General features: G+C 56.5%; 12 protein-coding genes. 4 read left to right on the forward strand and 8 right to left on the reverse strand.

Annotated features, from left to right (window positions below; all coding sequences use genetic code 11):
- Positions 1–148 precede the first annotated feature (148 nt).
- Positions 149–463, reverse strand: coding sequence for a hypothetical protein (locus CKW31_RS12965; RefSeq protein WP_141230150.1), 315 nt, complete (start codon positions 461–463; stop codon positions 149–151).
- A gap of 619 nt (positions 464–1,082) precedes the next feature.
- Here CKW31_RS12965 and CKW31_RS12970 point away from each other — a divergent pair.
- The 3 genes from CKW31_RS12970 to CKW31_RS12980 all read left to right on the forward strand — a co-directional run bounded on the left by CKW31_RS12970 (position 1,083) and on the right by CKW31_RS12980 (position 3,976).
- Positions 1,083–2,504 carry a pyridine nucleotide-disulfide oxidoreductase gene (locus CKW31_RS12970; RefSeq protein WP_095095350.1) on the forward strand — a complete coding sequence of 474 codons (1,422 nt, stop codon included), beginning with the start codon at positions 1,083–1,085 and terminating at the stop codon, positions 2,502–2,504.
- A gap of 234 nt (positions 2,505–2,738) precedes the next feature.
- Positions 2,739–3,674 (forward strand): ketopantoate reductase family protein, encoded by a 936-nt coding sequence (locus CKW31_RS12975; protein ID WP_095095353.1) that lies wholly within the window; start codon positions 2,739–2,741, stop codon positions 3,672–3,674.
- Between the two features lie 59 nt (positions 3,675–3,733).
- A complete protein-coding gene (locus CKW31_RS12980; RefSeq protein WP_095095355.1) occupies positions 3,734–3,976 on the forward strand; it encodes a DUF465 domain-containing protein in 243 nt (80 codons plus the stop codon).
- Between the two features lie 55 nt (positions 3,977–4,031).
- Here CKW31_RS12980 and CKW31_RS12985 read toward each other — a convergent pair whose 3' ends face one another.
- The 6 genes from CKW31_RS12985 to CKW31_RS13010 form a co-directional block, all read right to left on the reverse strand.
- Positions 4,032–4,859: a DUF3618 domain-containing protein gene (locus CKW31_RS12985; RefSeq protein ID WP_095095357.1), complete on the reverse strand. Its 828-nt coding sequence runs from the start codon at positions 4,857–4,859 to the stop codon at positions 4,032–4,034.
- On the reverse strand, positions 4,856–5,263 hold the full coding sequence (locus CKW31_RS12990; protein WP_095095359.1) for a phage holin family protein: 408 nt from the start codon (positions 5,261–5,263) through the stop codon (positions 4,856–4,858). The genes CKW31_RS12985 and CKW31_RS12990 overlap by 4 nt, the downstream gene beginning before the upstream one ends.
- Positions 5,260–6,006 (reverse strand): hypothetical protein, encoded by a 747-nt coding sequence (locus tag CKW31_RS12995; RefSeq protein WP_141230151.1) that lies wholly within the window; start codon positions 6,004–6,006, stop codon positions 5,260–5,262. Before CKW31_RS12995 ends, CKW31_RS12990 begins: the two co-directional genes overlap by 4 nt.
- A 293-nt stretch (positions 6,007–6,299) precedes the next feature.
- Positions 6,300–6,488 carry a carbon storage regulator CsrA gene (csrA, locus tag CKW31_RS13000; RefSeq protein WP_002554157.1) on the reverse strand — a complete coding sequence of 63 codons (189 nt, stop codon included), beginning with the start codon at positions 6,486–6,488 and terminating at the stop codon, positions 6,300–6,302.
- Positions 6,489–7,278: 790 nt separating this feature from the next.
- Positions 7,279–8,631 (reverse strand): GntP family permease, encoded by a 1,353-nt coding sequence (locus tag CKW31_RS13005; protein ID WP_095095363.1) that lies wholly within the window; start codon positions 8,629–8,631, stop codon positions 7,279–7,281.
- Positions 8,632–8,742: 111 nt separating this feature from the next.
- Positions 8,743–9,237 (reverse strand): gluconokinase, encoded by a 495-nt coding sequence (locus tag CKW31_RS13010; RefSeq protein WP_027898328.1) that lies wholly within the window; start codon positions 9,235–9,237, stop codon positions 8,743–8,745.
- A gap of 272 nt (positions 9,238–9,509) precedes the next feature.
- On the opposite strand from CKW31_RS13010, the gene CKW31_RS13015 reads away from it, so the two are divergent.
- A complete protein-coding gene (locus CKW31_RS13015) occupies positions 9,510–10,526 on the forward strand; it encodes a LacI family DNA-binding transcriptional regulator (protein ID WP_095095365.1) in 1,017 nt (338 codons plus the stop codon).
- Positions 10,527–10,545: 19 nt separating this feature from the next.
- Here the strand turns inward: CKW31_RS13015 and CKW31_RS13020 are convergent, their stop codons facing one another.
- On the reverse strand, positions 10,546–11,697 hold the full coding sequence (locus CKW31_RS13020) for a glycerophosphodiester phosphodiesterase (RefSeq protein WP_176469883.1): 1,152 nt from the start codon (positions 11,695–11,697) through the stop codon (positions 10,546–10,548).
- Positions 11,698–11,816: the final 119 nt, after the last annotated feature.

An 11,816-nucleotide genomic window follows, 5' to 3' on the forward strand; every position in this document is an offset into this window, starting at 1 on the left:
GGGAGTCGGCTGTTCATTAGTAGGCATGAACGTTGAGTCTCGTGGCGTTACACGATGTAATGTTTTGCAACGTGTTAATAGCCTGACGCTTATCGGCATATATCCTTATGCCAACTTCAATGCATGAACATCCAAGTTGTACGATAACTTAATGTATCGCCCGACGATGTTCATTTTCGAACAGTAACTTGAACGGTTCTTCACTATTACTGTTCGCTTCGCAGCAATCCCGTATCGGACCCGCCTCAATTCTTCCTTCCAGAGCTACCCGGATGGCTGCAGATTTGAGCAGATAGTCTGGAACTTCGCCCAGAATTGTCAGCTCCCGCAAGCTCTGGCCATTCTGTTCAACTGTGGTCAGCCTTACCCTGCAGGTAGCCTGCATGGGGATCGGGCCGAACAGGGTTTCACGGGAATAGTCGATTTCAGCGATACTCGAGCGATTGTTTTTTGCAACGTTCATGTCTGCGGCCTCTGCACCCATTAAGCTTTTTTTACGTCCTGTGACATTGATTCCCGCGCTTTCAGATAGTTCTCCCTTGAAGACAGGCGGAGCACGCCGCTGATCGGACGTTTACCGGTCAGCGCGCCGGGGCTGGAGATCAGGCTTCGGCAGGCCGGATCTCCATGAATCGACCGGGTCAAACGAGTGTAAAAATTCATAGGTGGCTTGTGAAAGAGCTGTTTAATGTCGTCAAAAAATAATTATTTTATTAATCAGTCAGTTATATAAAAAATAGCTGGGTGTAAAGGTTTGCCGTGAAATTGACACTTTGCCGGATGTTTGAAATTATCTCCTCCACCTTCAGGACGTGTATCCCTGCGTCCATTCCTTGCCAATAGCCTCTCTTTCTCCACCCCGTGTAAATCCTCTGCGGTAGCGTGGCCCTTCGATATCGATCACGCCTTCCGCCAGATTTCTGCACCCGATAAGAAATCCCAGCCCCGGCTATTCAGCTCGGGGTCTGCAGTTGTGTGCCTGACATATTCCTCTGCCAATAACAGGCTCTCGCCTGCTCGATTGCTGGACTCAGTCCTGGTTGCATCGCGTTTACGTCTCTATCACTTGAAGGAGCCTCACCATGCTTGGAGACTATCTGGAAACTATCTGCGGTTGCGTTATAGCGGGGGCAGGGCCTGCGGGTATGGGGCTGCTGTTTAATGCGTTGAAAAACGGAACGTTGCCGGACCTTGCTCGTGAGGGATTGATCATCGTCGATTCCAGTGCCGCCCCTGGGCCGGGGAGTCTCGGTGATTATCGAATCACGGCCAATTCGGTGGGGGACGTCTTCCTTGACTGTCTGCGCGACCCTGCGCTGATTGACGTATTCGGTCCGCTGGAGCACTCGCCGATCTATTGGCGTATCCGTCGTCAGGCCCATAGCGCACCGCAGCTGTCCGACATCGGTGAGTTGCTGGCCGAAGCCTCGAAGCTGATGCTGGACTTTATTGTCCAGCGTTATGGCGTCACGCTTTGGCACAGTACGACTGTTACCGAAGTGATCAAGGACGGTGACGAGTATGTGGTCTGGGTCGAGAACGAGGGACGTACCCGCCGCATTCGCAGTCGAACGCTGGTGGTTAACTTCGGCGGTCGGCAGGATCCTGAGTACCTGCGTGAAGGACTGGCTGCTGAAGGTTTGCTGCTGCGTGAGTCGACCACCATCATGAGTTCTGACCGTCTACTGCGCATGAACGCCGTGCAGTTGCGTGAAGCATTCGCCCCGGCTTTGGCGGACTCGGGCAGGATTACTGTGGTGGGCGGTTCCCACAGTGCTTTTTCCATGCTGGAAAACCTCGCCGATGCGCTGGAGTTCGCCGGTCTCAAAGAGCTCACGCTGGTACATCGGTCCGCCATCCGCCTGTTTTATGAGAGCCCTGAACTGGCGTTGGCCGCCGGTTACGCTTTCCATCCCGTGCGCGATGTCTGCCCGGTATCAGGACGGGTCAATCGTTCCAGCGGGTTACGTTATCGGGCGCTGGACGTCGGGCGTGAGGTGCTGGCCCGCGGCAGGGTCGGGAAAACCGGAGTGCAGGCCCACACCTTTCAGATTCAGGGCGGAGCTGCGGGGGAATATGAGCAGGCCGCCCAAGCGCTGCTGGAGTCCAGTGTGGTGGTGCAATGTACGGGGTATCAACCACGACTGCCGGTTCTCAGCCATTCGGACGGCGCGCCGATTACCTTGCGCCAGGTAAAGGGCGGCGTTGACTCGGATCTATCGGGCTGTCCGCTGGATGTTTCGGGCCAGCGCCTGCAGGGTCTGCATCTGTTCGGCATCGGCGCTGGACTTGCCGCAGATGAGCGTCTGGGCAGTGAGCCATCGTTCGATGGGCGGATATATGGGGTCTGGCAGTTTCATAACGACGCGTCCAACGCAGTAATCGACGCGCTGATGATCCGTCTGCATCAGTCCACACCGGAAGCGGTAAACCCTAACCGCAGCCTGACGGAACGGTTGGAGGAGGGCCTGCCGTTTTTGTTTCCGGGGCTGGTCGGGTTGTAGGGTTGACTGCCGCCCACTCGCTCCAACAGGTCCGTGTTTGCCGCGAGACAGCGCGGTTCCTCGAGTTTCTGGGTTTTCCTGCAACTAAAAACCTGCCATTTGTAACTCACCGAGCCGAACCGCGCATTGAGGCAGGCAAGAACATCTTCTACGCTCAACGTTTAACCGCGCTGTGAGTCCGCCGGGGTGAGTCTGGTTGTCGGCGTGCGATAGCGTCACGGGAGGTCGATATCAATGCGCATTTTGATCGTTGGGGCGGGAGCCATTGGTGGTTATTTTGGTGGGCGACTCCTGGAAGCGGGGCGTGACGTTTCATTCCTCGTGCGTCCGGGCCGGGCCGATGAGTTGCAACGCGATGGCCTGATTATCCGTAGCCCCCAAGGCAATATTCTGTACCCGTCACCGCCGTGCGTGCTAAGTAACATGCTCGACGGTCCTTATGATCTGATTGTTCTGAGCTGTAAAGCCTATGATCTGGACTCTGCGATGGACGCCTTTGCGGCGGCGGTTGGGCCTGACACTGCGATCCTGCCATTGCTGAATGGCATGGTGCATCTGACCCGTCTTACGGAGCGGTTCGACAGCACCAATGTGTTGGGCGGTCAGTGTCTGATCTCCGTGGATCGCAGCACCCTGGGCACCATTCTGCATCTCAATGACCGGCATCAGTTGTCGTTCGGTGAGCTCAATGGCGCATCGACGCCTCGTATTTTACGAGTTGCCGAAGCCTTGGCTGATGCGGGTTTCGAAGCGAATTTCAGCCAGCACATTGTTCAGGACATGTGGGACAAATGGTGTTTCATCGCAACCCTCGCCGGAATCACGTGCGCGATGCGCGCCAGCCTGGGGGATGTTCTTGAGGCGCAGGGGTTGCCGCTGGTGGTGAAGTTGTTTGCAGAGTGTTGCAGCATCGCTGCGGAGCAGGGCCGCCCGTTGGATGAGGCGGTTCGTCAGCGTTACTTGAGTATGTTGACCGCCCCTGGATCGAAGCTGAGCGCGTCGATGTTACGCGACATGGAGCGGGGCGAATCGATAGAGGCAGAGCATGTATTGGGTGATCTACTGCTGCGCCGGGATGCTCAGGGGCCGACGTCGACGTCATCTGTTCTGGGTTTTGCGTATACCCATTTGAAGGCTTACGAAGTACGCCGCTTGCGTGAGCAGGCATAGCGTTGAAGTAGAAAGGGCGAACGTTCGCCAATGAGTCATTGCAGTCAAAGAGGTGTTCCATGCCGGTCAAGCACGATTTATACGCGGATCTGAAGCTTACTTGTGAGCAAGTGGCCGAGCGCCGGAAGGCGGATAGCAAGCTCAATCACTTGCTGGATGATTATGCTCGGATTGATAGCGAGGTCTTGGCCGCGGAGTCTGGCCCTGCAGGGGGGATTGGTGATGACGAGTTGAAAAAACTCAAGGAAAAAAGGCTGCTGATCAAGGACAGGATTGTTCAGCGGGTTGAGTCTCCAGAGTGAGACCAAGAAGCTTGTACCGCGGGCTTGCCCGCGATACAGGCGATGCAAGTGTTGACTAACCCAGCCCGGAAGACATATCCACCGTCGTACCCTGCTGAGCCGTGCTGCCAGGCGCCGCTGATTTCACCTCATCGACCACGCCTTTCGCTTCCTGCGCGACCTTTTCGTAGCCTTCGGTGGCGGTCTGTTTGACCTTCTCCGTCAGGGTGTCGCTGGCCTGGCCCATCATCTGGTTTTCCCGCTTGGACGAAGGGAGTGCCGCACCCAGGGCCGCGCCTAGCGCTATACCGATAGCGGCCAGCGCCAAAGGCTGTTCACGCAGCATATAAGTGAGGCTTGATTGCACGTTGCGGGTTTGTTGATGCAGGGAGGCAGTAGCGTCGTGGCTGCCTTTGTTCAAGCGCTCCCCAGTGGCGGAAAGTTTTTCACTGACGTCGTCAGATACCTGCCCGGCTTTTTCTTTCATGCGTTGCGCGGTTTCCTCGATTCTGGATTTGGCGCTACCAAACGTGTCCGCCACGCTGTGGGCCATGTCGCTGATTCGCTCTCCCAGAGGGCCTGGGCTTGACGAAGCGGTAGACGGCGATGGGCTGCGATTTTGCCCCATCATCAACCACAACAGCCCGACCGAGGTCAGTACCGTTGGCAGTGGATTGGTCTTCACCGTATTGCCCAGATTACTGAAAAACTCACCGCCGGTTCCTTTGCCATAGCTCAACGCCTGGTCCAGCAATTGGCCGGGGGAGAATTTGCCCTCCAGTGCATCTACGATGTTGCCGATGCTGGAACGCTGTGCGTCGATTTCCCGCTCCAGGGTTTCCGGGCTTTTGTACGAATCGTTGTCGAAGCTTTCCGGTGTGTCGAAAGTGCTGTCGATGCTCATGAGACTTTCCTCTGGATAGCGTCCTTGTCTTTTTGCAGGGAGTTGACGGTGCGCTCTGGTGTCAGATTTGACGCATCGAATTGTTTTTTGCCGGACTGGATCATGATGAAGCCGATGACCATGGCGATCCCCCCGACGATCAAGGCGGCAAGCCATGGCTGCATGATATTGGCCAAAGCATAAACCGCCGCCAGCAGCACTATGACCAAACCGGCCAGCATCACTACTGCGCCGCCACTTACGGCTGCGACGCCGGCTTTTGCGGCTGCGATGGACTCTCTGGCTTCCGCTTTGGCCAGTGCCAGTTCCTTGCTGAGCAAGGCCGGAACTTCATGCGCCAACTGGCGAATCAGGCCCAACGCTGAGGTATCGCCTTCCGGCGGTGTATTGGGAGACATGCTCATGACACATCTCCTCGTGACAGGCCTTCTTTGTGTTGCGCATTAGCAGGCAAGTCGCTATCGAACAGACTTCCCGGCCCGCCCGGTACCGATGAGCCTGTCGCATCAGGCGTCGTACTGCGATCGACGATGCCGGGCCTGCCGCTGTGATAAACATCGCCCATGTGCGCATGGGTGACGGGAGGGACATGGTCTGCCTCAACAATCGGGCTCGACGCTGACTGGTAATTGCTACCCAATTCATCATCTGGCCTTACGGGGCGTATACCTGGTGACTCGGTGGACGGCTGAACCGGATTGGGTGTCTTGGCTTCAGCTGGGCGCTGATCTGGATTCGATGCCTTGAGGAATCGTGACAGACCAAAGCCTAGCGCCACGCTGCCGGTGACAAACAGGGCCGGATTATCCCGAGCCAGTTTGCCTGCCTGTTGCAGCAGTTCATCAATGCTTTTGCCGCGCAGATTACCGGCCAGCGTGGTCATGTTCTGGGCGAGGTCGGTGACGTAATGAGACAGCCCCAGCGTGTCACCGCCCTCCATTTGTTCGGCAGCCGATTGTGCGCTGTGGGCGAGGTTTTCAATCTGGTCTACGGCGGTGTCGCGATACTGCTCGAACTGAGCCGAGCCATGCTCTTTGGCGCTGGCAACGGCTGCCAATGCATCTTCTTGCAGGTTGTGCAGATGATCCTGCGGCGGGTCGTTGTTCTGGTCAGTGGAGCCGGCCGGATTTTGCGACGTTGTGTCCATGTTAGTCACCGTCATTGCTATTCATGAAAATGAAGAGCGTGCTTGGCTCACTACTGACTACGGGCTTTGCAACGATCCTGTGTGCATGAGGTTGAGTGAGGTTTTTCAGCAGGAGTTCTGGTTGGCGGACAAGTGGTCGTCAGCGGCAAATAGCCATACGCCAGGCGGTTGTGTGGCGTCGAAGGGGAAGGCTGCAAATAAACCAGATATAAAAAACGGCGTCCGGAGACGCCGTGGCCCACTCGCCCGATTTCAGGCGGGTCGGTTTGAATGCGGGGGAGGTAACGATCAGATCATTGTGGGTCTTGGTTCGGGGCAAGTTCTGCCTGAATGCGTTTGTAGATTTCTTCGCGATGCACAGAAACATTTTTCGGTGCGTTGATGCCCAGGCGTACCTGAAGGCCCTGAACGCCCAGAATCGTGACGGTAATCTCGTCACCAATGTTTATGCTTTCGCCTACTTTGCGGGTGAGTATCAACATAATCGTTTCCTTGATGGCCTCTCAGCAGGAGGCTGGCGTGTGCCTTTGCGTGGTAATAGTTGCCGAGTACATCCAAATGCGTCCATCAATATGACGTTACAGGTGCGAATTTAATTCCCTCGGTACATTTTTCTGTCATCAAAACCGGTTCCCGGCCCGATGAGCGCGCCAATTCTGCCTGTTTTTGATAGCAAAAGCCCGTATTTAGCTGCTCTGCCGGACACCTTTCTTTACAGAGCGTGAAACACGTACTTATCCGGCAGCATTTTCATGTAATACATCACGCTGTGCCACGATACATCCCTGATCGCTTTTCAGCGTAGGCGTAACTCAAGAGATACGCTGGACTCTTCTGAAAATATTGATCGAAATCGCCACTAGGCTCGTAGGACTGCAGGGACAGGCAGGTCGGATGGGTCTGATCTTGAGAAGGGATTTGCGTCGGATAACGTGACTGGGCTCCACGAAAAGTAAACGTGGGCAGAGCGGGTTTGAAGTGCCCGGCATCGTCGCTGCTCCGCGTGAGCAATGTTCAAAGATTGGACTGGGTTGTTAGTCGCGATAGTGCAGACGATGCGAGGCGAGCGCCATTGGGCCATGGGTGGCCGTCGGCGTGTCTACATCATGGCACCGGAATGAAGGAACCCCTGCGGAGCCGGGGCCGTACGTCAGCGATAAATGGTTTGCCCCCCTTTGCCGAAACAAAGGGGGCAACCATTAGGGCGAAACCAGAGAAGGCTGGTCCGTTATTTTGTTGTTGCCACGGGATGTGAAATCCAATCGGCCAGGATCAAATCACCATCGACAACAGCAGGATGAAGATCAAACCGACCACCGACAGAATGGTTTCCATGACGGTCCAGGTTTTGAACGTCTCTGCCACTGTCATATTGAAGTACTGCTTCACCAGCCAGAAACCTGCGTCGTTTACATGGGACAGAATCAACGAACCTGCACCCGTCGCCAACACCAGCAACTCACGGTTAACGCCTGGGATCAGACCAATCACCGGCGCCACGATGCCCGCACCGGTAATCGTCGCCACCGTCGCCGAACCCGTCGCAATACGAATCACTGCAGCGACCAGCCAGGCCAGCATGATCGGGTTGATCTGCGCCTGCACTGCCATGTTACCGATCAGGTCGCCCACGCCGCTGGCTACCAGCATCTGCTTGAAGCCACCGCCCGCACCTACGATCAGTACGATAGCGGCTACTGGCGTCAGGCTTTGATCCAGCAATTTCATGATTTTAGTGCGATCAAAACCACGCGCTGAACCGAAGGTGTAAAAGGCTAGCAGCAAGGCCGCGAGCAGGGCGGTGATCGGGTGGCCGATGAAGTCCATCCAGATGCGGAAGCTATTGCCTTCAGGCAGCACCACATCAGCGAAGGTCTTGAGCAGCATCAGGAACACGGGCAGCAGGATGGTGACCAGCGTGATGCCAAAACTTGGTAAGTTGGTCGCGCTCGACTCTTTACCGATCTGCTCCATCAACTCCTGCGACGGGGTGCCCGGTACGTATTTGGAAATCCACTTGCCATAGATAGGACCGGCAATGATTGCAGTAGGCAACGCCACCAACAGGCCGTAGAAAATAGTCTTGCCAATATCAGCGCCGAAGATCCCGATGGCCAACAGCGGCCCCGGGTGTGGCGGTACCAGACCGTGAACGGCAGAAAGACCGGCCAGCAACGGGATGCCGATCTTGACGATGGACACGCCGGTACGACGAGCAACGATGTACACCAGCGGAATCAACAGAACGAAGCCGATCTCGAAGAACAGCGGGATGCCTACCAGAAAGGCAGCAAACATCATCGCCCAATGCACGCGCTGCTTGCCGAACGAGCGGATCAGCGTCTGCGCGATCTGATCAGCACCACCGGAATCGGCCATCAGTTTGCCGAGCATGGTGCCCAGGCCGAGGATGATACCGACGAAACCCAGCACGCCGCCGAAGCCGTCCTGGAAGGCTTTCATGACTTTTTCCACCGGCATGCCGGACGTCAGGCCAAGGAAGCCTGCGGCAATCGTCAGTGCGACGAAAGGGTGGACCTTGAATTTGGTGATCAGCAGGATCAAGCCGATGATGGTAACCACCGCGTCGACCAACAGGTACGTCTCGTGTGTCATACCGAACATAGATGTCTCTCCGGTTATCTTTATTGTTTATGGAGCTACGGCTAAACGCTGTCGTTCCACATTTTCAGCACATTTATGTGCAAGACAGCGCTGTCTTTCGCGCCCACGCCTTTAGCTGGCTTTCGACGCTTTCCACCAGTTCGCTGCTTGAGTGCTGATCTCGTCTATAGACGCATTACCAGCATCCACGACCAAAGTACGATCTTCACCGTAAGGTGGTTCCAGCGTTGCGAACTGGCTGTCAACCAGGCTGGCTGGCATGAAGTGACCGGGGCGATGGGAGCAGCGATCAACCGCCACCTCCTTGGTCAGTTCCAGAAATACAAAGCCTAGACCAGGCACAGCGTTGCGCAGGCGTTCGCGATAAATCAGTTTCAGAGATGAGCAAGTGAGGACGGGTTGTTCGCCATTACTCAACGCTGCGGCCATTTCTTTACCCAGCGTTTCGAGCCAGCCTGCTCGGTCTTCGTCGTTGAGTGGGTGGCCGTCGCTCATCTTCTTGATGTTGGCGGGGGGATGAAAGGCGTCGCCTTCGATCAGGCGGCCTCCGCTCTTGGCGGCAATCTCGGCACCGACGGCGCTCTTGCCGCAGCCCGAAACGCCCATGATCACCAGAGCGGAAATAGCAGAGTTCGCAGTTGTCACAGTAGGCCACCTTAGCTGGAGACAGCGCTGTCTTTGTCAGCTTGGACATAAGTACAGCAAGAGCTGGTTCCAGTTCTTGTCATTGTTTTGAATGAATCGGTCTTCATCGGACTGTACTCGAAGTCAACAAAATGACTGAAAGCATTGGCAGGGTCCACGAGACAGCGCTACCTTAGAGCCCATCCACCGCCTTTGGCAACCCCCGATGTTTATCCCTGTGTAGTTGGCAACGCATGACACGCAATGGTTCCCGCTCTACTGGTCGTCCTACCCTGAATGAAGTGGCTCGTCAGGCGGGTGTTTCACCCATCACTGCCTCCCGCGCGCTGCGGGGTGTCAGTACCGTAACCCCGGAGTCAGTGGAAAGGGTCCGCGCTGCGGCACTTGCCCTGGGCTATGTCGCCAACCCGGCGGCGCGGGCGCTGGCGTCGTCCCAGAGCCAGACCGTCGTGGTGCTGGTGCCGTCATTATCGAACCAGCTGTTTATCGAGACACTGGAAGCGATTCAGAACGTACTGCGCACCCGTGGCCTGGACGTGGTGATCGGTAACTACCATTACTCCCCCGAAGAAGAAGAGAACCTGCTGCGCAACCACCTGGTGAATCGACCCCGCGGGTTGCTGCTCACCGGTTTCGATCACACTCCTGCACTGCGTCAACTGTTGGCCGCGAGCGGCGTGCCTTGCGTGCACATGATGGAGCTGGACACTGTGCGCGGCGCGTATTGCGTAGGGTTCTCGCAGATTCAGGCCGGTGCCGAGGCGGCGCGTCATTTACTGGGCCGCGGACGTAAACGGCTGGCGTACATCGCCGCGCAACTCGACCCGCGCGTCATGCAGCGAGGCGAAGGCTTTCGTCAGGTGCTGGAAGAGCAGGGGCTTTACGATCCAACCCTGCAAGTGATGACGCCGCAACCGTCTTCCATCGGTCTGGGAGGTGAGTTGTTCATGCAGTTGATGACGCAGCATCCGGACGTGGATGGTGTGTTTTTCTGCAACGATGACCTTGCACAAGGCGCAGCGCTTGAAGCGTTGCGTCGTGGTATCGAGATTCCGCAGCAGGTGTCTCTGGTGGGCTTCAATGATCTGCCCGGTTCGGCGCATATGGTCCCGCGGCTGACCTCGATTCGCACACCCCGTGAAGAAGTCGGGCAGCGTGCCGCTCAATTGCTGTTGGGGCTGATCGATGGTGTCGCGCAGAAACCCCAGGTGGACCTGGGGTTTGAGCTGGTAGTGCGAGAGAGCTCTTGAGCAATAGCCCCGGGACGGATCAGTAACCGTTGCGCTTGAGGATGGTATCCAGGCTTTCTTTGGCCGGACGCCCATAGAACTTCAGCAGTTCCGAGGTACGGTTGGTGAAGAAGCCATCAACGCCGTCATGACTGATTTGTTTGAAGTCAACTTCCTCATCCACGGTGTACGGGTGTACCACCATGCCTCTTTCGTGCGCCACGTTGTTCATCCATGGTTTGACCAGGTCCATGTAGCTCTGGTCGCCACCGTTGGTGAGCTTCGCTGACGGACCTGTACCGATTGCGCCGTGGGCCTTGGCCCAGTCGACCCAGGCGACAAATTCTTCCTGGGTTTTTGGCTTCTGGGCACCGTAATACGTGGCTTTGTCTTTCGCACCTGAGTCTGCGAAAGCCACATCGGATTCAGGTTCGATGGAGCCTTTACCGATCCATAGCAACAGCACCTTCGGCACTTGCGGCATCTCTTTCTGCAACAGCACCAGGCTTGGCTTCTCGAAGGTTTGCAGCACAACACGGCCGGGCATCTGCGCGACGTTTACATGACCGGCAGCAGCGGGGCGGGTGTTGAGCCAGCCGCGCTTGGCGAGTACTTTCTTGAGGTCCGCTTCGATACCGGGAAACTGGCTTGGCGCTTTGGTTTCGATGTACAGACCGGGCTTGTTCTTGCCGCCTTCGGCGATATCAATTACTTCCTCCAGCGTCAGGATCTGCAGACCGGCGTAAGCCTCACGCGCGCGATCAGGGTGAGCCTTGTTGAACCAACTGCCCGCATCCAGTTGCTTGATCTCATCCAGAGTAAAGGTGTTCAGTGGGTCTTTGACCCGCTTGGGGAAAACTTGCGCGATGTTGGTGGTGCGCTCAAGGGTGTCGTCGTGCAGGGCGATCAACACACCATCCTTGGTGCGCTGAATATCCATTTCCAGATAGTCCGCGCCTTGGTCACGCGCCACTGTGTAGGCAGGAATGGTTTCTTCGGGGGCGTCATAGGACGCGCCGCGGTGGGCAATCACTGCGGGCCACGGCAAGCCGATTTTTGCGCTCAGGGCCTTGCCAGGCGGTTCGGCCGAGACAGCTGGCGCTGAGGCCATCATCAAGCCTGCCAGCACGCTGCCGGTCAGAAGGCTGCTCAAGGGCGTCTTGAGGAGCAGCGTTTTTGAAATTCCTTTCAGCATGGTCTCGATAATCCTTCTTTTTTTGTGATCATTGACGATGAGGTCGATCATAGCCTGCAAAACCTGATGCAGAGCTTTAACAGCCTCTGGTTGGCCCGGCAAGTGTTGCGTCGTTC

Origin of the sequence: Pseudomonas sp. Irchel 3A5 (genome assembly GCF_900187575.1) — a bacterium.
In the GTDB taxonomy this organism is placed as follows: Bacteria; Pseudomonadota; Gammaproteobacteria; order Pseudomonadales; family Pseudomonadaceae; genus Aquipseudomonas; species Aquipseudomonas folii.